This is a genomic window from Kitasatospora sp. NPDC057936 (assembly GCF_042887525.1).
In the GTDB taxonomy this organism is placed as follows: domain Bacteria; phylum Actinomycetota; class Actinomycetes; order Streptomycetales; family Streptomycetaceae; genus Kitasatospora.
Genome location: NZ_JBHVPD010000034.1, coordinates 17,745 through 41,628 on the forward strand (window position 1 = coordinate 17,745; position 23,884 = coordinate 41,628).

14 protein-coding genes are annotated in these 23,884 nt (G+C 75.3%); 10 read left to right on the top strand and 4 right to left on the bottom strand.

Features of this window, described 5'->3' with window-relative positions; translation table 11 throughout:
* Positions 1 to 163 precede the first annotated feature (163 nt).
* Entirely contained in the window at positions 164 to 580 is a 417-nt protein-coding gene (locus ACFVU9_RS19395) for a YybH family protein (RefSeq protein ID WP_387594675.1), read from the top strand.
* 303 nt (positions 581 to 883) lie between these two features.
* Here ACFVU9_RS19395 and ACFVU9_RS19400 read toward each other — a convergent pair whose 3' ends face one another.
* Together ACFVU9_RS19400 and ACFVU9_RS19405 are read right to left on the bottom strand one after the other, a co-directional pair.
* Entirely contained in the window at positions 884 to 1,600 is a 717-nt protein-coding gene (locus ACFVU9_RS19400) for a flavodoxin family protein (protein WP_387594678.1), read from the bottom strand.
* A 111-nt stretch (positions 1,601 to 1,711) separates the two neighbouring features.
* Positions 1,712 to 2,653 (bottom strand): helix-turn-helix transcriptional regulator, encoded by a 942-nt coding sequence (locus ACFVU9_RS19405; RefSeq protein ID WP_387594681.1) that lies wholly within the window; start codon positions 2,651 to 2,653, stop codon positions 1,712 to 1,714.
* A gap of 247 nt (positions 2,654 to 2,900) precedes the next feature.
* Here ACFVU9_RS19405 and ACFVU9_RS19410 point away from each other — a divergent pair, with 247 nt between their 5' ends.
* Together ACFVU9_RS19410 and ACFVU9_RS19415 are read left to right on the top strand one after the other, a co-directional pair.
* Positions 2,901 to 3,443, top strand: a complete 543-nt coding sequence (locus ACFVU9_RS19410) for a hypothetical protein (protein WP_387594684.1) — start codon at positions 2,901 to 2,903, stop codon at positions 3,441 to 3,443.
* Positions 3,444 to 3,490: 47 nt separating this feature from the next.
* Positions 3,491 to 3,892: an SsgA family sporulation/cell division regulator gene (locus ACFVU9_RS19415; RefSeq protein ID WP_380444707.1), complete on the top strand. Its 402-nt coding sequence runs from the start codon at positions 3,491 to 3,493 to the stop codon at positions 3,890 to 3,892.
* A 56-nt stretch (positions 3,893 to 3,948) separates the two neighbouring features.
* On the opposite strand, the gene ACFVU9_RS19420 is transcribed toward ACFVU9_RS19415, so the two are convergent.
* Positions 3,949 to 4,242: a WhiB family transcriptional regulator gene (locus tag ACFVU9_RS19420; RefSeq protein WP_387594688.1), complete on the bottom strand. Its 294-nt coding sequence runs from the start codon at positions 4,240 to 4,242 to the stop codon at positions 3,949 to 3,951.
* A gap of 183 nt (positions 4,243 to 4,425) precedes the next feature.
* A complete protein-coding gene (locus ACFVU9_RS19425) occupies positions 4,426 to 5,418 on the bottom strand; it encodes an Lrp/AsnC family transcriptional regulator (protein WP_387594691.1) in 993 nt (330 codons plus the stop codon).
* Between the two features lie 258 nt (positions 5,419 to 5,676).
* On the opposite strand from ACFVU9_RS19425, the gene ACFVU9_RS19430 reads away from it, so the two are divergent.
* The 7 genes from ACFVU9_RS19430 to ACFVU9_RS19460 all read left to right on the top strand — a co-directional run bounded on the left by ACFVU9_RS19430 (position 5,677) and on the right by ACFVU9_RS19460 (position 23,860).
* The gene (locus tag ACFVU9_RS19430) at positions 5,677 to 7,266 is read left to right on the top strand and encodes an MFS transporter (RefSeq protein ID WP_387594798.1); all 1,590 of its coding nucleotides are present in this window, start codon (positions 5,677 to 5,679) and stop codon (positions 7,264 to 7,266) included.
* 421 nt (positions 7,267 to 7,687) lie between these two features.
* Positions 7,688 to 10,708, top strand: coding sequence for a BTAD domain-containing putative transcriptional regulator (locus tag ACFVU9_RS19435; protein WP_387594694.1), 3,021 nt, complete (start codon positions 7,688 to 7,690; stop codon positions 10,706 to 10,708).
* A gap of 383 nt (positions 10,709 to 11,091) precedes the next feature.
* Positions 11,092 to 15,078 carry a type VII secretion protein EccCa gene (gene eccCa, locus ACFVU9_RS19440; protein WP_387594697.1) on the top strand — a complete coding sequence of 1,329 codons (3,987 nt, stop codon included), beginning with the start codon at positions 11,092 to 11,094 and terminating at the stop codon, positions 15,076 to 15,078.
* Between the two features lie 74 nt (positions 15,079 to 15,152).
* Entirely contained in the window at positions 15,153 to 16,550 is a 1,398-nt protein-coding gene (gene eccD / locus ACFVU9_RS19445) for a type VII secretion integral membrane protein EccD (protein WP_387594700.1), read from the top strand.
* A 13-nt stretch (positions 16,551 to 16,563) separates the two neighbouring features.
* Positions 16,564 to 17,901, top strand: a complete 1,338-nt coding sequence (eccB, locus tag ACFVU9_RS19450) for a type VII secretion protein EccB (RefSeq protein WP_380444701.1) — start codon at positions 16,564 to 16,566, stop codon at positions 17,899 to 17,901.
* A gap of 2 nt (positions 17,902 to 17,903) precedes the next feature.
* A complete protein-coding gene (locus ACFVU9_RS19455; protein WP_387594704.1) occupies positions 17,904 to 20,555 on the top strand; it encodes a hypothetical protein in 2,652 nt (883 codons plus the stop codon).
* On the top strand, positions 20,552 to 23,860 hold the full coding sequence (locus ACFVU9_RS19460) for a right-handed parallel beta-helix repeat-containing protein (RefSeq protein WP_387594707.1): 3,309 nt from the start codon (positions 20,552 to 20,554) through the stop codon (positions 23,858 to 23,860). The genes ACFVU9_RS19455 and ACFVU9_RS19460 overlap by 4 nt, the downstream gene beginning before the upstream one ends.
* The last annotated feature ends 24 nt before the right edge of the window (positions 23,861 to 23,884 follow it).

Below are 23,884 nucleotides of genomic sequence, written 5' to 3' on the forward strand. Positions count from 1 at the left end.
GGGGGAAACCCCCGATGTCCAGCACTGACGGCAGGCCCTTGGCAGGGGCTCTCCCCTCGGGGGAGATCCCGTCGCGGGGCCGGCTCTTGCACCTCCCCTGACGGCACGCCGCAGGGTTGTCCGTAGCGGCCGATCAGGGCCACGAGACGAAGGGAGCAAAGTCATGACGACGACCGAGCAGGACAAGGAAGCCATCATCGCCATAGTCCGCGAGATGGCGGCGTCGATGACCGGTGCGCAGAGCACCCGGCACTGGGCATCCGACGTGCTGTGGTTCGACATCCCCCCGTTCGCGTCCAGGGGCGTCGCCCCGGCGCGCAAGCTGTTCGACGACACCTTCGCCGACTTCGAGTCCTGCAACGTCGAGATCCTCGAACTGGACGCGAAGGTCAACGGGGACATGGGCATCGTCTGCACGGTGCAGAGCACGAACATCGTGCTCAGGAACGGCTCCGCCAAGCACGTCATGGCCCGGCAGACCGACTGCTTCGAGCGGCGTGAGAACGGCTGGGAACTGATCCACCAGCACGCCTCCGTCCCGGCCGGCGGCGAGTGGGACGGCAAGATCACCACCGTGTAGGGCCTGATCCGCGAGGCGACCGGCCTCCCTGCCGAGCGGATCCCCCTGGACCACTGCAGCGCCCTCGCGGCAGACTCACCCAGCCTCGCCGCAGGCAGCAGCCGAGCCCCCCCCTTTCACCACCTCCCGGGCCAGCAGATCCCGCCAGTCGCGGCGCCACCCGGGCTCACCGATTGCCACCGCCCGAGGGGCCCGCGCCCCGGTGGCCGAGGTGCCGGCGCTCGCACCGGATGAACGGCGCCCCGCCACTCCGGGCAGGAGTGGCGCGGCATCCGGTGCATTACGAGAGGTCTCGGAGCTGGCTCAGCGGTGTTCGGGGTTCTCGAAGTCGAAGCGGCAGCCGGCGTCCCATTCGGAGCGCTGGTTGCCGTGGGCCGGGATGCCGCCGGCGTCCTTGAGCATGCGGGCCAGGTGGAGCTGGTTCCACGTCATGAAGGTCGTATTGCGGTTCGTGAAGTCGTTCTGCGGACCGCCCGAACCCGGGTCCAGGTAGGACGGGCCAGGGCCCGCCTCGCCGACCCAGCCCGCGTCGGCCTGCGGCGGGATCACGTAGCCCAGGTGCTGCAGGCTGTAGAGCACGTTCATCGCGCAGTGCTTCGCGCCGTCCTCGTTGCCCGTGATCAGGCAGCCGCCCACGCGGCCGTAGTAGGCGTACTGGCCCTCGGGGTTGAGGATCGACGAGCAGGCGTAGAGGCGCTCGATGACCTTCTTCATCACCGAGGAGTTGTCGCCCAGCCAGATCGGGCCGGCCAGTGTCAGGATGTCGGCGGACATCACCTTGGAGTAGATGACCGGCCACTCGTCCGTATCCCAGCCGTGTTCGGTCATGTCCGGCCAGACGCCCGTCGCGATGTCGATGTCGACCGCCCGCAGGACCTCGACCTCGACGCCCTGGCGTTCCAGGATGCCGGTGCTGACGTCGATCAGGCCCTGGGTGTGGCTGCGTTCCGGGGAGCGCTTGAGCGCGCAGTTGATCACCAGGGCGCGCAGGTCGGCGTAGGACGTCGTCGGGTCCGGCACGGGGTCCTCCCTCGGGGTGGCGGGGAGGCCGGTTCGGGTCGCGGACTCCCCGCACAGCTCACCAGGCCGGGTGCACGACCGCTCGCGGGGCTGGGCCGGTTGACTGAAGGCTCAGAGGTGCAGGCGCAGGGTGTCGCTCGGGGGGCGCCGGTAGGCGTCGCGGTAGAGGCCGGCGAAGTGGCCGGGGTGGGCGAAGCCCCAGCGCATCGCGACCTCCGTCACCGTCGTGGTGCCCGGGTCGGCGGCCAGGAGGTCGCGGTGGGCCGCGTCGAGGCGGACGCGGCGCAGGTAGGCGAGCGGGGTGGTGTCCAGGTGGCGGCGGAAGGCGTACTGGAGGGCCCTCGGGGTGACGAAGGCGGCCGCGGCGATGTCGGCGAGGGTGATCTCCCGCTCGGCGTTCGTCTCGATGTACGCGATCGCCTTGCGCAGCGTGGTGGACGTGGCGTCGGTCCGGTCGGCGGGGGCCGAGTCGGTGCGGGCGGTGTGCGGCAGGGCGGCCAGGGTCGCGGCCGCCAGGTGCTGGGCGGCGGTGGCGACGAGCAGGTCGTTCGCGCAGGCGGCCGGGTTGTCGAGCACGTGGTCGCGGACGTAGGCGACGGCGGCGCCCAGTTGCCGGTCGGCCGCCTCGTCGACGGCGCGGAGCCCGGTGAGGCGCACCGGGCCGCGTCCGTTGGCGCCGGTGGGGGCGAAGGCGTCCAGCAGGCTGCTGTCGAACATGGCGATCGTGTAGCGGGCCGACTGGACCTCTCCCCGGTAGGGGGCGTCCGGCGGGGCGACCAGGAACGTCTCGCCGGGGCCGAACACCGTCTCGCGGCCGCCGGTCCGGTCGGCGAGCGTGCCGGTGTGCATGCTGAGCAGGCACACCCGGCCGAGGCTCTCGGCGTCGTAGGTGAGGTCGTAGCCGAAGGAGATCCGGTCCACGGTGAGCCCGTTCACCGCCCGGCGGCTGATGCTCGCCCGGGCGTCCGCCACCGACTTGGCGATGCGCATCGGCGTGTAGGCCGTGGAGAGGAACTCCTGCGTGGCGTCCACGCTCGCGCTCTCGAAGGACAACGTCTCGACCATCATCACCATCCGCCCCCGTCGGCGCGGCGGCCTCGTCCCCGCACCCCGGCGCCGAGGCTACGCGTCCAGGGGTGTTACGGAAAACCCGGCCGCTCCTGACAAGGCCTGTTTCGTTCCGGCGGCTGCGCGGGCGCGGGGTACTTCGTTCCCGGAGCTGTGGGCGGTCGCCGTGGTGTACCAGCGTTGGACGTGCACCCGTCCCGGGGTGTCCGTTGCTCCACGGGGAGGGACCGCTTTGACCGCGCACGCAGCCCCGCCGGATCGTCCCCCGCGTTCCGGCGCGGAGCTGTGTGCGCAGGTCGCGGAGCTCGCCGAGGAGGCCGAACGGCAGTCCCGGGACGGGGTGTCGGAATCGGCCCCGGTGGACGCGGCCCCGGTGGAATCGACTCCGGTGGACGCAGCACTGGCCGGGAAGGTCGCCGACGACCTCGCGGCGGCGGTGGGCCCGGCCGCCGAGCAGGAGCGGCTCGCGGTCGTCGACCGCCTGGAGCGCCTGCGTGAGGCCCTGGCCGCCCTCGCCCTCGGGATCGCGCGCTCGCACGGCCGCCTGGCGTGGTTCCTGGCCCGGGCCGGTATCGTCCTCGCGCCCGTCCTGCAGTGGCGCGCCCCGGGCGCAGATCAGGTGCAGGCCTCCGGCGGCGTCGTGCTGCCGACGCCCGACGAGATCTCCGACGCCGAGGACGCCGTGCGCCGCCTGCACTCCGCGCTCACCCGCACGAGCACGGCCGCCGTCGGCCCGCAGGCCGGTCCGCCACCGGGGCCGACGGCCGTCACCTGAGCATCACCGGCCCGCTGCTGTTCGACCGCATGGAGAGCCCCCACCGCATGACCTCCGCCACCTGCTGGTCCACCTCCGTGACCCTGCCCGAAGGCGCGTTCCCGCACGTCGCCCTGGAGGCGCAGCTGCGCTTCGACTCCTCGCTGCCGTACGCGGTGTGCCTGGCCTTCCCCGCGCTCGGCGACGGCGAGGAGCGCCGGTGGTTCTTCGCGCGGGACCTGCTGAACGAGGGCCGCCACGGTCGCGTCGGCCGGGGGGACGTCACCGTCGCTCCCGGGCCGGAGGGGCGGGTACTGGTGACCTTGTGCGGCCACGACCGGCGGGCGGTGATCAGCATTCCCTCCGACGTCGTGACGGCGTTCCTGCTGGACTCGTTCAACCTGGTACCGGCCGGCGGCGAGTCCGGCCACCTCGACATCGACGCTGCGGTGGCCAGGCTGCTCGCGTGAGCGGTCGCGCCCTCACCCCCGATGGACGCCACAGGACGTGACGGGCGCGACGCCCGTCACGCCGCCCTGGGCCCGGAGTCGCTGGTGAACAACGAGCGGCGTTCCTCCTCCGCCAGCCCGCCCCACACGCCGTGCGGCTCCCGTGCCGCGAGCGCGTGCCGCCGGCACTCCACCCGGACCTCGCAGCCCGCGCAGACGGCCTTTGCCGCCTCCTCCCGGTCCTTGGCGGCAGCTCCGTGCTCCTGGGCGGGGCGGTCGAAGATGCCGCGTTCGGCAGTGCGGCAGGCTCCGTCCTCCTCGCGGCTCCAGTGGTGCTCGGATGCTTCGGGCAGGCGGGCGGTGTCGGCCACGGCGGGTCCTTCCGGTCGCGGCTATCGGTGGGGGCGATCGGTGGTCCCACTCGTCTAACCCCGTCCCGCGCGTTCATGCCTACCGATTCGTCCGGGTTCGGGTTCCGGGCGGAGCTACGCTGCCCAAAGCCGTGCGGCTCAGCATGACGGCCCGCTGAGCCCGTGAGCCCGCGACCATCGACCTCACACGAGCGCCGGGTGGATCAGGCGGCCGTGGTGGATGAGGGAGGCGGCCTGCTTGAGGCGGCGGACGCGGACGCTGATCTCGTAGCCCTTGACGCCCTCGACGTGGGCGAGCCGGGTGCTGAGGTAGCGGTAGAAGTCCGCGGTGTCCTTGCAGATGACGATGGCCATGATGTTGTGCTTGCCGCTGGTGGCCGCGGCGAAGGCGCATTCGTCGTGCCGGCTGAGCTCCTCGCCGATGGTGTGGAGGCGGGGCGGGTCGACCTGGAGCCAGAGGGCGGCGTTGAGTTCGTAGCCGAGGCGTTCGGGCAGGGTGTCGACGTCGTAGGTGAGGGAGCCGCTGGTTTCGAGGGCCTCCAGCCGGCGGGCGACGCGGGGTTTGGACCAGCCGGTGACCTCGGCGAGGCGGGTGTGGGAGACCCGGCCGTCCTCCGCCAGGGCTTCGAGGAGCGGCAGGTCCTCGTCGGTCGGCGGGAGCGGCGGCCCGACGGGGACGGGGCGTTCCGCGATCAGCTCGCGCGCCTGGTCGGCGGTGAGGGAGCCCTCCCCTCCCGTCCAGCCCGTCGGGCCGGGGACTCCGAAGGCGTGCATGATCAGGTCGACGCTCATGTCGAGGACCGACGCGGCCCTGGGGAGCTGGCGGAGGAGGACGTCGTCGCGGGCGGTGCCGGCGGGTGAGCGGATGATGCAGATGATCTCCGAGCCGCCGGAGGCGAGGCTGGCGTAGGCCACCTCGGGCCTGCGGGCGAGGGAGTCGGCGAGGGGGCCGACGGCGTCCGGACGGCAGCGCAGGCGGGCGATCCACTCGGTCTGGCCGTGGGCGGCGGGGCTGCTCAGACCGACGACGCGGACGAGGCCGCCCCGGCGCAGGGCGTTGTAGCGGCGGGCCACGGTCTGTTCGGACACGCCGACGACCTCGCTGAGCCGCCGGAACGAGACGCGCGGGGCGCAGTGGAGTCCGTGGATGATTTTGCGGTCCAGGTCGTCGGTCATGGGTGAATCGTCACACATGAAACCATCGGGACGGAGGTTCCATCACGGTTCACGAGATCAGTTGGGGATTCCTCGCACCCGGGCGCGAAGCTGATCGGCGGCTCCCCCGGTGCGACCGGTCCGGGAGCCGGGCGTGCGCCGGACGGCGGCGCCCCCACCGCAGCCGGTGCCCGTGCGGCACCTCCGCAGTCGAAGGAACGTCTCGTGAATTCCGCAACGGTGCAGGGCCCCACGGCCGGACGGGGCGTCACGCTCGTCATGGCCTGCCTGGGCGTCTTCGTCGCCTACCTCCCCGTGACCACCGTGTCGGTGAGCCTGCCCGCGATCCAGCGGGCACTGGGCGCCTCCACGTCCCAGCTGTCCTGGGTGTCGGACGCGTTCGTGCTGCCGATGGCCGCGCTGATCCTCACCACGGGCGTGTGGGGCGACGTCCACGGCCGCAAGCGGGTGTTCCAGGCGGGCATGGCCTTCTGCGCGCTCGGTGCGGCCGTGTCGCTCTCGTCCGACTCGGTGGGGTCGGTGTGGGTCGGGCAGGCGGCCTCCGGGCTGGGGGCGGCGGCGCTGCTGCCCACCACGCTGGCGATGATCAGCCACGCGGTGCCCGACCACCGGGAGCGCGGGAGGTTCATCGGCCTGTGGGCGACGTCCCTGCTGGCGTCGCTCGCCGTGGGCCCGCTGATCGCCGGGGTGCTGCTGGAGCACGTCGCGTGGCGCTGGATCTTCCTCCTGCCCGTCCCGGTGTCCCTGATCGTGCTGGTCGTCGCAGCGTTCGTGCTGCCGGACTCGCGCGCGCCGCACGGCCGCCGGCTCGACTGGCCGGGCCAGATCAGCGCGGCGGTCGCGGTCACCGCGGTGGTCTACGGCGTGATCGAGGGCGGCGCGAACGGCTTCGGCGAGCCCGCCGTGGTGGCGGCCCTGGTGCTGGGCGCGGTGAGCGCGGCCGCGTTCGTGGCCGTGGAGCGGCGCAGCGCGAGCCCGATGCTCGACCCGGCGCTGTTCCGCAGCCCCGCCTTTACCGCCACGGCCCTGGTGGCGATGATCAGCTTCCTGGGCCTGATCGGCTTCTTCTTCGTGCTGAGCCTGTACTTCGGTCTGGTGCAGCACCTGACGACGATCCAGGCGGCGCTGCGGATGGTGCTGGTGACCGGGGCGGCCATCGTCGCCGGCGGACCGGTCGGCCGGCTGATGCACCGGGTGTCCGCCCGGGTCCTGATCACCACGGGCCTGGTGGTGACGGCGGGTTCGCTGCTGTCGCTGACCACGCTGGACGCCCACACCTCCTTCGGCTCGATCGCCTGGCGGCTGGTCCTGCTCGGCCTGGGCCTGGGCGCCGTCCTCACTCCGATGACCGCCTCGGCCGTCGCCTCCGTCCCGCACCACCTGGCCGGTATGGCCGCGGCCGGGAACAACGCCTTCCGTCAGGTCGGCGGCGCGCTCGGCCCCGCCGTGCTCGGCACCCTGCTCACCACCCGGGCCCTGCACACCCTTCCTGCACACCTCGCCGACGCGGGTGTGCCCGCCGAGACCGTCGACCGCGTCCTCGCCACCGCGCACGGCCAGGGGCTCGGCGCCGTGGCCGCACTCCACCTGGACGCCGCCACCGGACCGGCCCTGACCGCCCTGAGCGGCTCGTTCCTCGACGGCCTCCGGCTGTGCCTGGTCGTGTCGGCCTCGCTCGCCCTGCTGGCCGCGCTCACGTGTGCCGTGCTCCTGCGTCCGGCCGCGCGTGCGGGCCGCGGCGCGCGTGCGGACCGCGGCGCGCGTGCGGACCGCACCGCGCCGGTCGCCGACGGCCGGGGCGCCGCCGCTGAGGGCACGTCCGACCGGGAGCCGGCGCACACCTCGTGACGCCGCCAGGACCGAAACCGCCCCGGTGACACCGGCCACGTGACGCCGCCCGGATCCGCATACCGCCCCGGTGGGACCGCCCTCCCGCCGGGGCGGTGTGCGGATCCGGTCGCCGCGAGATTCAAGCCTTGGTCAAATTTCCCGCGGAGCAACCCGATCCGGTTTTCCCACTCCGCCTTTCCGGCCCGATCGGCGCGCATTCCGGGAGGCCTGCGGCAGCGCGGCCATCGATCGTGAACGAACGCTGACGCCGCGTCAAGGGTCACGATCACCGAGATGCGGTGCCATGACAAAGGTGTGCTAGTAATACGAATAATGACGCCCCTCGGGGAGGCGGGGAACCCGGGACCACACATCGGACATGGCGGCCACGGGCCCTCACCGGGACGCCTGGGCGTCACGCACGAGGGGACCGCAGTCCATGATCCATCCCGTCCGGTTCTTCCTGCTGGGCACGATGCGGGCACAGTACGGGGACGAGGGGCTACCGGTCGGATCGCCGCTGCAGCAGGCGATGCTGGCCGCACTGTTGTTGCGCGACGGCCGGGCGGCCGGCGCCGGAGAACTCATCGAGGCACTGTGGGGCGACGAGGCGCCCGCCAGCGCGTCCGCCATGCTGCGCACGTACGCCTGGCGGTGGCGCAAGGTCCTGGAGCACGACAGTGACGCACCGGTGATCCTCACCTCGGTGGGCGACGGCTACCGCACCGTCGTGCAGGCCGGGGCCGTGGACGCGCTGCACATGGAGAAGCTGGCCGCCGCCGCGATGGGCGCGGCGCGCGGCGGTGAAGAACCCGCGCAGGTGCGGCGGCTGTTCGCCGAGGCGCTGGAGCTGTGGGGCGGCGAGCCGCTCACCGGGGTGCCCGGACCGTTCGCCGAGCAGCAGCGCACCCGGCTCGGGGAGCTGCGGACCAGCCTGCTGGAGGAGCGCTGCGGCCTGGACCTGGAGCTGGGCGACACCGCCCTCGCCATCCCGGTGCTGCGCGACCTCACCGCCGAACACCCGCTGCGCGAGCGGCCGTACGCGCTCCTGATGCGGGCGCTCTACCAGAGCGGCTGCCAGGCCGACGCGCTCGCGCTCTACGACCGGGCCCGCCGGCTGCTCGCCGAGGAGCTGGGCGTCGACCCGGGACCGGAGCTGCGCGAGATCCACCAGCGGATCCTGCGCAACGACCCCACCCTGCTCGGTACGGCCGCCACGCGTCCGGCACCGGCCGTGCAGCCCGGCCCGGTGCCGGCCCAACTCCCGGCCGACATCGCCGACTTCACCGGGCGGGAGGCCGAACTCGAGGCGCTGCACACCGCGCTGACCGCGGCCGTGCGCGAGCCGGCCGGGGATTCCGCACTGCACATCGCGGCGGTCTCCGGGATGGGCGGGGTGGGCAAGACGGCGCTGGCCCTGCGGGTCGCCCACCGGCTGCGCGCCGGCTTCCCCGACGGCCAGCTGTACGCGGACCTGCGCGGCGACCAGGACACGCCGGCCGACCCGAACGTCCTGCTGGCCAGCTTCCTGACCGCCCTCGGCATCGCGCCGGGCGCCGTCCCGGAGGCGCTGGAGGACCGGGCCCGGCTCTTCCGCTCGCTGCTGGACGTCCGCCGGGTGCTGGTCGTGCTCGACAACGCCAGGGACGCCGCCCAGGTCCGCCCGCTGCTGCCCGGCTCGGCCCGCTGCGCCGTCCTCGTGACCGGCCGCGCCCGGCTGTTCGGCCTGGCCACCGCCGTCCAGGTCGACCTGGACGTGTTCAGCGTCGCCGAGGCGCGCAGGCTGCTGGCCCGCACGGCCGGCGCCGAGCGGGTCGCCGCCGACCCGACGGCCGTCGGCGAGCTGATCCGCCACTGCGGGCGGCTCCCGCTGGCGGTGCGGATCGTGGCGGCCCGGCTGGCCTCGCGCCCGGCCTGGACGGTGGCCCGGCTCGCCGACCGGCTGGCCGCCGAGCAGGACCGGATGGCCGAGCTCCGGCTGGGCGACCTGGCCGTGGCGGGCGCCTTCGAGTGGGGCTACCGCCAGTTGACGGCGGAGCAGGCCGACGCGTTCCGAGTGGTCGCCGCGGTGTGCCGGCCGGACATCGGCGCACGGGCCGCGGCGGCCGTCCTCGGGACCGGGCCGCGCCGGGCCGAGGACCTGCTGGAGTCGCTGGTCGACGCCGGCATGCTCACCGCCCCGCGGCCCGGCCGCTACCGCTACCACGACCTGCTGCGGGTCTTCGCCCTCCAGATCACCGGCCCCGACGGCCCCGACGGCGCCGAGGAGCAGGCCGAGGAGCAGGCCACGGCGCAGCGCCACCACCTGCATTTCCTGCTGGCGAACGCCGGCGCCGCCTTCCAGCGGCTGGTGCCCGGCGATCCGATCGGCACCGCGCTCACCCCCGCCCTCGCCCCCGCGCTCACCCCGGGCCCCGCCTTCGAGGACGCCCAGGCGGCGGCCGACTGGGTGGCCGAGGAGTTCGAGGCGGCCATCACCGCGGTCCTCGCGACGGCCGGCCGGGCGGCGCCGGTCGAGGACGTCCGGGCCGCCGCCGACCTGCTGGTCGCGCTCAGCCCGTTCGACGCCGACCCGCGCTACGGGCGTCTCGCCGACGCCGCCGCGGCCGTCGCCCAGGCGGCCGACGCGCTCGGCGATCAGCGCTCGCTGGGCCGCGCCGAGTTCGTCCGCGGCAACCTCGCCGTCCAGGCGGCCCGGCTGGACGAGGCCGCCGAGCACAGCCGCCGCGCGGCCGACGCCTGCCGGGCCGGCGGCGACGTGGTGGTGCTGCAGCAGGCGCTGAATGACCTCGGCCTGCTCGCGCAGTTCCAGCACCGCTACCAGGAGGCGGTGCGCCTCTACGACGAGGCGAACTCGCTGGCCCGCGCGCTCGGCCACCGCGACGGGCACACGACGACGGCGCTCAACTCGGCGCTCGCCCAGGTGCGCGACGGCCGGCCCGCCGAGGCCGCCGCCGCCTGCCGCCGCCTGCTGCCGGGCCTGACCGACGCGGAGGAGTGGACCGGCCTGTCCTACGCCCTCTACGTGCTCGGCCTGGCCTCGCACGAGCTCGGCGAGCACCAGCAGGCCGTCACCGCGCTGGAGGAGTGCCTGCGGATCTGCCGGGCCGCGGGGATCCCGCTGCGCGAGGCGCAGGCCCGCTACCGCCTGGCCGACACGCTGCGCCTGCTGGACCGTCACGAGGAGGCCCTCGACCAGGCGCTGCGGGCCCTGGCCGACTGCCGGGAGCTCGCCGCCGAGCGGGACCGGGGCCACGCCCTGGTGATCGTCGCCAGGACGCTCGACGGCCTCGGCCGCACCGAGGAGGCCCTCGACCGGCTGCGCGAGGCGCAGGCGCTGTTCGACGGGCTCGGACTGCCCGACGCCGAGGACGTGCGGCGGGTGCTGGCCCGGCTGGACGGTTCGGCCGACGCACCCGCATCACCGGCGAAGACCGGGTACGTCGTGGGCGTCGCGTAGGACACACCCCGGCCCGCCGGGGCCGGAACGGCGACCCCGGCGGGCAGCGACCCGCCGGGGTCAGGACCCGGTGTTGTTCCAGACCTTCATGTCGCCGGCCCTCCTCACTGCTCCCGCGCGCATCTTCGTGCGCGCGAGTTCCTTCGCTGCTCCCGCACGCATCTTCGTGAGCGCGGATTCCCCTCGCGGCGGCCGCGTGCACGGCACCGCTTGCGGCCACAGCCTCCCAGCCCCCGATATCCGTCCGATATCCGGCGCTCTTCGCCGCACCGCAACCCGCCGCCGAGGCGGCCCCCGGCCGCGTAGACCACGCGCGTATCCCACGTTGATCGACTGGGGGCAAGCTCATTCCTCCGCGGAGAAGAGGAAACGGAGTACGGGATTTGAGCACGGTCCTCGTCAAGCGCCCGCCTCGCGCCGACGGCCCCCCGCTCCCCGAGGGGCAGATCGAACTGGCCGAGCCCCCGGTGCTGGGCGAGCCCGCCACCCCCGACCTCGGCTCCGCGCTGATGTACCTGCCGATGGGCCTGGGCGCCGGCGCGATGGTGCTGATGTTCTCCATGCGCGGCGGCGGTGCGTCGACCTACATGATGTCCGGGATGATGGGCGTCGCGATGGTCAGCATGACGCTGACCCAGATCGGCCGCCCGGGCGCCGAGCGCCGGCGCCGGATGCGCGCCGAACGCCGCGACTACCTCCGCTACCTGACGCAGAAGCGCGTCCAGGCCCGGCAGGCCGCGGCCGAGCAGCGCGCCGCCGTGCTGTGGGACCACCCGGACCCGTCGGAGCTGTGGGCGCTGGCCCGCGGCACCCGGCTGTGGGAGCGGCGCCCCGGGCACGAGGACTTCGCGCGGGTGCGGATCGGGCTGGGCGCGCGCCGCGCCGCCCTGGAGTTCCTGCCGCCGCGCACCAAGCCGGTCGAGGACCTGGAGCCGCTGTGCGCGGTGTCCCTGCGCCGCTTCACGCACGCCCACCAGAGCGTCCCCGGGCTGCCCGTCCCGGTGGGTCTGCGCCGTTTCAGCAGCGTCGAGTTCGCCGGCACGGCCGAGGACGCGCTGGGCCTCGCGCGGGCGATCGTCGGGCAGCTGGCGGTCCTGCACTCCCCCGACGAGCTGCGGGTGGCGTTCCTCGGCGACGAGGGCGCCCGCGCGCAGTGGGACTGGCTGAAGTGGCTGCCGCACAACGCCCACCCCGGCGAGGAGGACGCCGCCGGGCCGGCGCGCCTGGCCGCCGAGGACCCCGAGACCCTGCTGGACCTGCTCGGCCAGGAGGTCCGCGACCGCCCCGAGCACGACCCGGCGGCCTCGCCCAGCGTCGCCGAGCCGTTCGTCGTGGTCGTCGCCCAGGGCGTGCGGATCCCCGCCAACTCCCGCCTGGCGGGCGGCGGTCTGCGCAACGTCGTGCTGCTCGACGTCACCGGCACGATGCCCGGCGGCCCCAAGGTGCTGCGGCTGACCGTGAACGACGGGAAGGTCGAGTTCGCCTCCGGCGAGGACACCGACTCGGCCGACGCCGACGCGCTCACCGCCACCGCCGCCGAGGCCCTGGCCCGCTCGCTGGCGCCGATGCGCACGAGCGGCAGCGTGGACCTGGCCGACCGTCCGCTCGAATCGGACCTCGACCTCGTCACCCTGCTCGGCCTGCGCGACCCGCACACCTTCGACGTCGCCGCCAAGTGGCGGCCCCGGCAGGTGCAGTCCGCCCGCCTGACCGTGCCGCTCGGTGTCACCGACGACGGCGAGGTCGTGGAGCTGGACCTCAAGGAGTCCGCGCAGGGCGGCATGGGCCCGCACGGCCTGCTGATCGGCGCGACCGGCTCCGGCAAGAGCGAGCTGCTGCGCACCCTCGTGATGGGCCTGGCCGCCACCCACTCCTCCGAGGTGCTCAACCTCGTCCTGGTGGACTTCAAGGGCGGCGCGACCTTCCTGCACATGGACCGCCTGCCGCACACCTCCGCGGTCATCACCAACCTGGCCGACGAGATCCACCTCGTCGACCGCATGCGCGACTCCATCAACGGCGAGATGATCCGCCGCCAGGAGCTGCTGCGCGAGGCCGGGTACTCCTCGCTCTTCGACTACGAGAAGGCGCGGGCCGCCGGCGCCGGCCTCGCCCCGCTGCCCTCGCTGCTGATCGTGGTCGACGAGTTCTCCGAACTGCTCGCCAGCAAGCCCGAGTTCGTGGACCTCTTCGTCTCCATCGGCCGGCTCGGGCGCAGCCTCGGCGTGCACCTGCTGCTCGCCTCGCAGCGCCTCGACGAGAGCCGCATCCACAAGGTGGAGGGCCACCTCTCCTACCGGATCGCCCTGCGGACCTTCTCCGCGATGGAGTCGCGCAGCGTGATCGGCGTCGCCAGCGCCTACGAGCTGCCGTCCTCGCCGGGCAACGGCTACCTGAAGATCGACACCACCAACCTGGTGCGGTTCAAGGCCGCCTACGTCTCCGGACCGGCGCCCGAGCCGCTCGCCGCCGACGAGCAGCCCGCCCAGGAGGCCGGCGCGTCCGGCGTGCTGACCGACTTCGGCCTGGCGCGGCAGGGCGCGCTGCGCTCCGAGAGCACCGACGAGTCGCTGGCCGCACTCGCCCCGACCGGCCGTCCCGAACCGGCCGCCGCCGCCGCGCCCGACGAGCAGGCGAACGCCGAGAGCCTCCTGGAGGTGCTGGTCGGCCGCCTAGAGGAGAGCGGGCCGCCGGCCCGGCAGGTCTGGCTGCCGCCGCTGGCCGCCTCCCCCAGCCTGGACGAGTTGCTGCCCGGCATCGTGCCGGACCCGGTCCGCGGCATGAGCGCCGCCGGCCACCCGTCGCTCGGCACGCTGCGCGTCCCGCTCGGCATCGTCGACCGCCCCTACGAGCAGCTGCGCGAACTGCTGGTCGCCGACCTGTCCGGGGCCGACGGCCACGTCGGGCTCGCCGGCGCCCCACAGACCGGCAAGTCCACCCTGCTCCGCACCCTCATCCTGTCGCTGGCGCTCACCCACACCCCGGGCGAGATCCAGTTCTACTGCCTCGACTTCGGCGGCGGCGGCCTCGTCTCCACCGCCGGCCTGCCGCACGTCGGCTCGGTCGCCACCCGGCTGGAGCGCGACCGCGTGCTGCGCACGGTGGAGGAGCTGACGCAGCTGCTGGAGCGCCGCGAACGCGAGTTCACCTCGCGCGGCCTGGAGTCGATGGCCGCCTACCGCGCGCTGCGCGCGGCCGGCGAGATCGACGACCCGTACGGCGACGTCTTCCTCGTGGTGGACGGCTGGTCGACGCTGCGCCAGGACTTCGAGGACCTGGAGGCCAGGGTCATCGACCTGGCCGCCCGCGGCCTGTCCTTCGGCCTGCACCTGCTGGCCTCCGCGGTGCGCTGGTCCGAACTGCGGCCCCGCCTGCGCGACCTGCTCGGCACCAAGTTCGAACTGCGCCTCGGCGACGCGCTGGAGTCCGAGGTCGGCTCGCGGATCGCCAATGCCGTCCCGCACCAGCCCGGCCGCGGCCTGAGCGCCGGCGGCCACCACTTCCTGTCCGCGCTGCCGCGCCTGGACAGCTCCGGCGGGACCGCCGACCTCACCCCGGCCACCAAGGCGGCCGTCGCCGAGATCGACGCCTTCTGGACCGGCTCCCCCGCCCCCGGCGTGCGCCTGCTGCCTACCCGGCTGCCGGCCGACCAACTGCCGCCCGCCGAGGGTGACCTGCGGCTCTGCCTCGGCTGGGACGAGCAGCGCCTGGAGCCCACCTGGCACGACTTCTCGACCAGCCCGCACCTCATGGTGTTCGGCGACGGCGAGACCGGCAAGACCAACGCGCTGCGCCTGGCCGTCCGCGCGATCACCTCGCGCTTCAGCACCGACGAGGCCCGGATCGTCGTCGCCGACCCCGAGCGCGGCCTGCTCTCCTCCGTCCCCGAGGAGTACCGGGCGGGCTACGTCGTCGACCGCGACTCGCTCGCCCAGCTCGCTGCGAACGCCGCCCACTCGGTGGGCAAGCGGGTGCCCGGGCCGGACATCACCCCGGAGCAACTGGCGCAGCGCGACTGGTGGGAGGGCCCGCGGCTGTTCGTCGTCGTCGACGACTACGACCTCCTCGCGGGGGCGCCCGGCGCACCCACCCCGCTGGCGCCGCTCGTCCCGCTGCTCGCGCAGGGGCAGCACATCGGGATGCACGTGATCATCGCCCGCAGCACCTCGGGGGCGATGCGGTCGATGACCGACCCCGTCCTGCGGCGGATGTGGGAGCTCGGCAACCCGGCGCTGCTCTTCTCCTACCCCAAGGAGGAGGGCAAGTTCCTCGGCGAGGCCAAGCCGCGCACGCTGCCCGCCGGGCGCGCCCAGCTCGTCACCCGCCGGGCGGTGCGCCTCGTCCAGACCGGGCTGGTGACGCCCGCGTGACCGCCGCTCTCCCGTCCACCGCCCCGTCCACCGTGCCTTCCGCCTCTTCCGCCTCTTCGCCGTCCAGGAGCAGCATGTCGACCCCCGCGCCCGCCGGTGCCCCGCCGGTCACCGAGGTGTGCCGGCTGACCGTCGTCCACACCGACGGCCGCTTCGACGTCTCCGTCCCCGTCTCCACCCCCGTCTCGGCCCTGCTCCCCGTGCTCCTCGGCAGGCTGACGCTGAGCCCGCAGGAGCGCGGCACCGTACAGGTGCTCCAGCGGCTCGGCGAGAACCCCCTCGACCCCGACGGCACCCCCGAGAGCCTCGGGCTGAAGCACGGCGACGTGCTCCACCTGCGGCCCGCCGAGGCCGCGCTGCCCGCGCTGCACTTCGACGACGTCGCCGACGGCGTGGCCCAGGTGATCGGCGGCCGGACGGACCGCTGGCAGCCGGTGGCCACCGTCCGCCTCGCGCTGGCGGCCGGGGCCCTGCTGCTGGCCGTCCTCGCCGCCGCCCTGCTCAGTGGCGGCCCGGGACCGCTCACCGCGGCCACCACCGGCGTGAGCGCCGCCGCGCTGCTGGCGGCCGCCTGCCTGGTGGGCACCCGCCCCGGCGCGCGGCGCGGCACCGTGCTGACCGCCGCCGTCGGCGCCATGGCCCTCGCCGCCCTCGCCGGGCTCACCTTCCGCGGCGGGCCCGACCACGCGTTCCTGCTCGGCCCGGCCGAGGTCCTCGCCGGCGCCGTCGCCACGGCCGTCGTCTGCGGCGTCCTGCTGATCGTCCGTCCGCTGCCGTTCCTGCTGCCGGGCACCGCGCTGCTCACCGCGGTCGCGGCGGCGGCCGGTGCCGGCCTGGTCCACGTCGCGCACTGGGACACCGCGCAGGCCCTCGCGGTGGTCGCGGCGGCCCTGTTCGTCCTCGGGCAGCTCGGCCCGCGGCTGGCGCTGCGGCTGGCCGGGGTGCGGGTGCCCGCCCTGCCGCACGACGCCGAGGAGCTCCAGCAGGACATCACCCCCGAACCCCAGGCCCGCCTGGAGCGCGCCGCCGGGGCGGCCAACGACTACCTGGACGCGCTGGCCCTGGCGTCGGCGGTGCTGTACGCGGCGGCCTTCTGGTTCCTGGTGCGCGAGCCCGGCTGGATCAACTGGGTGCTGCCGCTGGTCCTCGCCGGCGCGGTGCTGCTGCGCTCGCGCGGGCTCACCGGCGTCCTGCAGCGGGTCTGCGCCGTGCTCGCCGGCACGCTCGGCCTGGCACTGCTCCTGCTGGCGCACGCCGCCTCGCACGGCACCGCCGCCCGGATCCTGGTGCCCGCCGCGCTGCTCGCCGCGGCCGTCCTCCTGCTGGTCCGCGCGCCCCGGCTGACGGACCGGCTGCTGCCGATCTGGGGGCACGCCGGGGACATCCTGGAGACGGCCACCGTGATCGCCCTCCTGCCGCTGGTCCTCCAGGCCCTGCACGTCTACAGCGCGCTGCGCGTGCTGGCGAGCTGAGCGGGGGCCGGGCATGCAGACACGACGCGACCACCTCCAGGCGTACCGCTTCGCCATGGCCCGCCTGGCCACCGCCCTCGTCCGGGGCGACGTCGGCCGCGGCGAGGGACCGACCGGGCGGGCCACGCTCGCCACCGTGCTCGGCGCCGGAGTCGTGGTGCTGCTGTGCGTCGGCTTCGCCGTCTACGGGCTCATCGCGCCCGTCGCGGACACCCGTTGGCGCAACCCCGGGTCGATCATCGTGGAGCAGCAGACCGGCAACCGGTACCTGCTCCTCGACGGACAGCTCCGGCCGGTGCGCAACTACGCCTCCGCCCTCCTCCTCGGCGGCAAGAGCAGCGCCGTCCACACCGTCTCCGGCGCCGAACTCGGCACCACCCCGCACGGCGCCCCCGTCGGCATCCCCGGCGCCCCCGACTCGCTGCCCGCGCCCGCGGGCCTGCTGCCCGGCCCCTGGACCTGGTGCCTGCGGCCCGACCTCGCGGGCGGCCAGCTGCTCGACCTCGCCCCCGACGGCCAGACCGCCGCGTTCCCCGACGACCGGCAGGTGCTGCTCGCCGCCCCCGACGGCTCGCACTGGCTGCTCTGGCGCGGCGTCCGCTACCCCGTGCCCTCCGACACCGCGCTCATCGCGCTCGGCCTGGACGGCGACCGCCCGGTCCCCACCCCGCAGAACTGGCTCGGCGCCCTGCCCACCGGCGCCCCGCTGGCCGCCGCCGTCCCGGACACCGGTAAGCCGGCCGGCCGGGTCGCCGGACACGAGGTCACCGTCGGCCAGCTCTTCCGCACGGCCACCGGCGGCGTCCAGCACTCCTACGTGATGACCGACGCCGGCGTCGCCCCGGCCAGCGCCACCGCCGCGGCCCTGCTGGCGGCCCGCCCCGGCGCCCCGGCCGTCCTGACCGTCGGCGCCACCGACATCGCCGCCGCCCCCGTCTCCCCCGACCAGTCGCTGCTCACCGCGCTGCCGGACGTCCTCGGCGCCCCCGGCCTGGACGCCGGCGCCCAGACCGCCTGCCTGCGCCAGCGCGCGGACGGCACCAGGCTGACCAGCCAGCTGGTCGTCGAGGGCGGCCAGGCCGCCACCGGGACCCGGACCGTGCTCGTCCCGCCGACCCGCGGCATGCTCGCCGTCGACCTGGAGCAGCTCGCCCGCCAGAACGGCAACGCGCAGACGTTCCTGGTGACCGATCAGGGCATCGCCTACCCGCTCGGCGACAGCCGCGCCGGCACGGCCCTCGGCATCACCGGCGCCCCCGCGACCGCGCTGCCGGAGGACCTCCTCAAGCTCCTCGGCCACGGCCCGACGCTCACCGCCCGGGCGGCCGCCGACACCGTGCAGGGAGGCTAGCCGTGCGCCTCGCGATGAAGCCCGCCCGCGCCGCCGGCGCCGCCCTGCGCATCCGGACCGCCGGGCACGCCCTGCTGGTCCACCCCAAGGGGCCGCCGGAGCCCAGCGCGCTGGCCTTCGCCGGAGCGCTCACGCCCGACCCCGAGCACACGCTGGTCGTGGTGGACCTGCTGCCCGCCGACCTCGACACCGCCTGGCCGGCACTCGCCGACCTGCTCGCCCGCCGCCCCGGCAGCCTCCGGCTGGTCTTCCACCCCTCGGTGGAGGGCCCGCCGGTCGGCCAGCGGATCGCCGACCAGCTGCGGCGGACGGTCCTCACCCCCGACGGCGAGGCGCTGCCCACCGCCGGCGGCGGCCTGTTCGTCCCCGCCGACAGCGGCACCGGCTGGCTGCGCCTGCGGCCCGGCCGCGCGGCCGAACGCGACTCGCACCGCTACCCCAAGCCGCTGTGGGAGTTCGCCACCTACGACCGCATCTGGCAGACCAGCCCGCTCGGCGTCGTCGAACCCGTGCCCGGCGGCGTGTGGGTGCGCAGCGCCCGGCCCGCCGAACTCGCCGCCGGACGGCGCCGACTGATCGCCTCGCTGCCCGGCCACCCGAACGCGCTCACCGTCGTCCTCGGCAGCCCCGGCGGACCGGCCGTGCCGCTGGCCGACGTGACCCGCTTCTGGGGCACCGTGCTGCCCTCGGCCCGCACCGGGGTGCGGTTCGTCCACTTCGGGCCGGTCGCGCTGCCGGAGGGCAGCGGCGCGCTCGGACAGGTGCTGGCGGACGCGCTGCGCCAGCGCGTCGTGCTGTCGCCGGGGCCGACGGCCGCCGAGGCCGTCGGCGGCGGGCCGGTGCTCCAGGGTGAGGTGGTCTACTCGCCGGCGCCCGGGTACCTGGCGGAGCCGCCGGCGTGGAACGCGGATGCGGACGCCCCTGCGGTGCGGGTGGTGGAGCCGCCGGTCGCGTCCGTCGAGGCACCGGCGCCGGTGTCGGCGGCGGCTGCCGAGGGGGTCGTTGAGCTCGGCCCGGTGCCGGTGAGCGCGCCGACGTCGGCAGCTGGGACGGTCGTCGATGTGGAGCCGGTGACGGTGGGCGCGCCGATGCCGGCGGCCGGGGCTGTCATCGAGCCGGACCCAGTGACGGTGAGCGCGCCCACGCCCGCCGCCGGGACGGTCGCCGAGCCGGACCCAGAGCCGGTGAGCGGCCCGGATCCGGTGGCGGAGCCCGTCTCCGCGCCGCCGCCGCTGCCGACGTCGCTGGTGACGTCCTCCCCGGGTCCGGTCGCCGACTGGCCGGCTCCGGCGTTCGAGCCGAAGGTCCCCGTGCTGGAGACGGAGTCCGAGGCCCTCCCCGAGCACGCGCCCGCCCCGACGAGCCCCCCGGTCCTCACGTCCCTGCTGGAGTCTGCTCCGCCGGAGCCCGCGACGCCGGTCCCCCCGGTCACGCCCGTCACGCCGCAGCTACCGTCCATCGAGCCCTCGAACGCCCCTGCCGCCACCCCCGAACCGACCACGCCTGCCCCCGCACCCGAGCCCGCGACGCCCGTCCCCCCGGTCGCGCCCGTCACGCCGCCGCTGCCGCTGCCGTCCATCGAGCCGTCGAACGCCCCTGCCGTCGCCCCCGAGGCAGCGCCGACGGCCCCGCCCGCCGAAGCCCCGCCGACGCCCGCTCCCGCGCCCCTCCCTGCGATGCCCCGGATCCGTCTGGAGTCCGGCGCCCCCAGCACGCCGCCCGTCGAGCCCACCCCTGCCCTCGACGCCCCGGCGCCCCCGCCCACCGCACCCACCACGCCGACGCTCCCCCCGGCCGCCACCCGCGCGACCGCCGTACGCGTGCAGCCCGTCCCGTCGGCCGCCGCCCTCGCGCTGCCGCCCGAGCGAGGGCTGGAGCGCGAACGCGACTGGGTGCGCCGCAAGTTCAGCGCCCAGTACCACGCCGTCGCGGGCACGGTGGCCCGGGTGATGTCCGAGTCGCCGGGCCTGCGCAGCTCCTCGCGCGCGCTGGACGGCGACGCCCTCACCGACCTCGTCGCCGTGCGCCTCTACCTCTCCGGCGACAGCGCCGCCGTCGACGCCGCCGTGCGCGCCGGAACGGCGGGCCCGCACGTGCCGCTGGCCCGCTGCGTGGCGTCCGGGCTGAACCGCCTGCCCTCGTACCGGGGTGTGGCCCTGCTGCGGGCCGCGGTCTCCGGTCCGGAGCTCGACTGGTACGAGGAGGGCAGGGCGGCCACCGAGTGGGCGTTCTGCACCGCGCGGATCACCGTGCCCGAGACGCCGGGCGACGGCACCACCGACTTCCTGATCTGGTCGATGACCGCGCGCCGGACGAGCCTGCTCGACCCCTCCGACCCCGACCGCGTGCTCTTCCCGCCCGGGACGGCCTTCAAGGTGCTGCGCGCGGGCTCCGCGACGGAACCGGTGCTGCTGCGCGAGCTGCTGCCGTCCGAGGGCGACGACGACACCGACCCGGACGCCCCCCGGCTGCCGCTGGACGAGATCGCCCTGGAGGGCCTCACCCAGGCCGCCGAGCAACTGCCCACCCACGGACGCCCCGGGCCCGGCAGCCCGCCGCTCACCGCCCCGCCCGGACTGATCACCGCCCCGCCCGAGCCGTCGGCCCGCGCCGCCCAGGGCACCCGTGCACCTATCGAGGGAGCAGAGAAGTGACCCGGCAAGTCCTCCTGGTGTCCGGCGACCGGCCGGGCGCCCACCGGTCCATCGCCGCCGCCCTGGCCGACGCCGTGGACGGCGCGCTGATCACCGTCGCACCGGGCCGCTACGACGAGGCGCTGACGGTCACCAAGGCGGTGACGCTGGCCGCCGAGGGCCCGGCCGGCACCGTGCGGATCCACTCCGCGGCCGGCAGCACGGTGGTGCTCGACGCGGAGGCCGTCCAGCTGTCCGGCCTGCACCTGAGCGGCGCGGACCGCGAGGCGCCGGTCCTGGACGTGCGGCGCGGGCAGGCCGCGCTCGACGGCTGCCAGGTCGCGGGCGAGGCCTGGGCGGCGGTCCTGGCCTGGCACGAGGGCGTGCTCGGCCTGCGCGACTGCACGGTGACCAACACGCAGGGCGCCGGGATCGTCGTGACCTCCGGCGGCGGCAACGTCGTGGAGCGCTGCGAGATCACCGACGTCGGCTCGTCGGCCGTCGTGGTCGCCGAGCACGGGCGACTGACCGTGCGCGAGTGCTCCGTCCGGGGCGCCCGGGGCAACGGGATCTGCGTCAACGGCCACGGCACCGCGCTGGTCGAGTCCTGCCGCATCGACGGCAGCGGCAAGCCCGCGATCGCCGTCGAGCAGAACGGCCGCGCGGACCTGCGCAAACTCACCGTCACCGGCAGCGCCGCCCTGGACGCCTACCTCACCAGCGCCGTCCAGACCCTGCTGACCGACTGCACGTTCACCGGCTCGGGCGGCCAGGCCGTCCACGTCAGCGGCGGCGCGGCGCCGGTCCTGCGCAACTGCGTCGTCGAGGGCGCCACGAGCGGCGGCGTGCAGGTCGCCGCGGGCTCGCGGGCGCAGCTGGAGCACTGCCGGATCGCCGGCACGCCGGTGGGCCTGCTGGTCGAGGCCGGCGGCGAGGCGGACTGCGCCGACCTCACGGTGACCGGCGCGGGCGTGGCCGCCAGGGCCACCGGCGAGGCCAGACTGACGGTGCGACAGGGCGAGTTCACGATGGACGGCGGACCTGGCGGCATTGGCTTGGACCTCGCCGACCGCGCGCAGGCGTCGCTCACCGGTCTGCGCCTGCGCGCCACCGCGGGCACCGGCCTGGCGATGACCGGCGGCGCCCGCGCCGAGCTGACCGCCACCCTCGTGGAGGGCTGCCGGACCGTCGTCGGCCCCGACTGCGAACTCACCGCCCGGGACAGCGGGTTCGCCGGTTCGGACGCCGACGGCATCAAGGTCTCGGGCGGCGGCGCGGTGACGGCCGTCGGCTGCCGGATCAGCGGCGCGCGCGGCCACGGCCTGAACGTCCAGGCGTCCTCGCGCGCGGAACTGGACAACTGCGCCGTCTTCGACAACTCCGGTGACGGCGTGCGTTGCAACACCGACGAGCCGGTGCGCGTGCACGACTGCGAGATCCGCGACAACGGCGGCACCGCGGTCCACCAGCTCAAGTCCGGCGGACGGGTCTCGGTCGAGCGCCTCGACACCGGCGGCGACGAGCGCACCGCGCCGGCCGGGGGTGGCGGGCAGGGACCGGCCGACCCGGCGGGCTCGCCGCGCCACCTGGGCACCGGGCCGCTCGCCGAACTGGAGGCCCTGGTCGGCCTGGAGAGCGTCAAGCACGAGGTCACCGGCCTGATCAACGTCAACAAGATGGCCCAGCGGCGCCAGGAGATGGGCCTGCCGATGCCGCCGATGAGCCGCCACCTCGTCTTCGCCGGGCCGCCCGGCACCGGCAAGACGACCGTCGCCCGGCTGTACGGCGCCGTCCTCGCCGAGCTCGGCATCCTCAGCCAGGGCCACATCGTCGAGGTCGCCCGCGCCGACCTGGTCGCCCAGATCATCGGCGGCACCGCGATCAAGACCTCCGAGGTCTTCACCAAGGCGCTCGGCGGCGTCCTCTTCATCGACGAGGCGTACACCCTGACCAACCAGTCCCGGGGCAGCGGACCGGACTTCGGGCAGGAGGCCGTCGAGACCCTGATGAAGCTGATGGAGGACCACCGCGACGAGATCGTCGTCATCGTGGCCGGCTACTCGGCGCAGATGGACCAGTTCCTCGCCTCCAACCCGGGCATGGCCTCCCGCTTCGCCCGGACCGTCGAGTTCCCCAACTACAGCCCCGCCGAGCTGGTCACGATCGTGCGCGGCCTGTGCGCCAAGCACTTCTACGAACTGGACGCCGGCGCCCTGGAGGCGCTCAACCGCTACTTCGAGGACGTGCCGAAGGGCGCCACGTTCGGCAACGGCCGCGTCGCCCGGCAGGTCTTCGAGGAGATGATCAGCCGGCAGGCGTCCCGGCTGGCCGTCCACCCGCCGACCGACGACAGCGAACTGAGCCGGCTGAGCAGCGAGGACGTCATCACCGTCCCCGGCGACCAGGCGGGCGTCCAACCGGCCACCCAGCCGACCGCCCGGGCCACCGCGCCGACGGCGTCCGCCGCGCCGGTCCCCGTGAGCGAGGGCACTCTCCCGCTCGACACGCCTGCGCTGCGCCGCATCGACGGCCTCGTCGGCCTGGACGGCGCCCGGCGGACCCTGCGCTCCCGCCTCACGCAGCTGGCCCGCCTCCGCGACGCCGGCGAACCGCTCGCCGGCCTGGGCAACATCATCCTCCAGGGCCCGCCCGGCGGCGGCCGTCGCGCGCTCGCCGGACTGTACGGGCGCGGCCTGGCCGAACTCGGCCTGCTGCCCACCGGCGTGACCCACCGGCTGGCGCTCTCCACCGTCCCGGCCCGGTGGGCCGAGCAGCCCGGGTTCCGGTTCGCCGCCGCCTGCGCCGAGGCGGAGGGCGGGCTCCTCCTGCTGGACCTGGACCCGGCCTTCGCCGAGCGCGCACCCGCCGCCCGCACCGCCGTGCTGACGTCGCTGACCCGGCTGGCCGCCTCGGGGCCGGGCGTGGTGCTGGCCCTGAGCGGCAGCACGGCGCACGTCATGGAGGTGCTGGGCGAGCACACCGACCTGATGGAGGCCTTCGCCGAGAACGTCGAACTCGCCGCGTACCGCGCGGAGGAGCTCGTGACGCTCACCGACCGCCGCCTGCGCTCGCTCGGCTTCCAGCTGGGCGAGGCGGCGGGCACCGAGCTGGTCGCGCGGTACGCCGCGCAGCCTCCGCAGGGCGGCGCGTTCGCGGCGCACCGGCTGGGCGACGCGCTGGCCCGCTCGGCCCGCGCGCGCACCGTCGCCGTCGAGGACCTGCCGCCCGTGCCCACCCCACCCGAGACGCCGGCCGCGCCGCCGCAGGCCGTCCCGGTCCCCCAAGAGCCCCGGACGCCGGGCACCGCACCCCTGGTGCACTCCTGACCCCGGCTCCGTGACCCCGCACGG

Bases quoted from the DNA above. Each gene is read 5' to 3' on its own strand.
- ACFVU9_RS19415 (WP_380444707.1), top strand. From the start codon at position 3,491: ATGACCTCCGCCACCTGCTGGTCCACCTCCGTGACCCTGCCCGAAGGC.
- ACFVU9_RS19430 (WP_387594798.1), top strand. From the start codon at position 5,677: ATGGCCTGCCTGGGCGTCTTCGTCGCCTACCTCCCCGTGACCACCGTG.
- eccD (WP_387594700.1), top strand. From the start codon at position 15,153: ATGTCGACCCCCGCGCCCGCCGGTGCCCCGCCGGTCACCGAGGTGTGC.
- eccB (WP_380444701.1), top strand. From the start codon at position 16,564: ATGCAGACACGACGCGACCACCTCCAGGCGTACCGCTTCGCCATGGCC.
- ACFVU9_RS19395 (WP_387594675.1), top strand. From the start codon at position 164: ATGACGACGACCGAGCAGGACAAGGAAGCCATCATCGCCATAGTCCGC.
- ACFVU9_RS19425 (WP_387594691.1), bottom strand. From the start codon at position 5,418: ATGACCGACGACCTGGACCGCAAAATCATCCACGGACTCCACTGCGCC.
- ACFVU9_RS19435 (WP_387594694.1), top strand. From the start codon at position 7,688: ATGATCCATCCCGTCCGGTTCTTCCTGCTGGGCACGATGCGGGCACAG.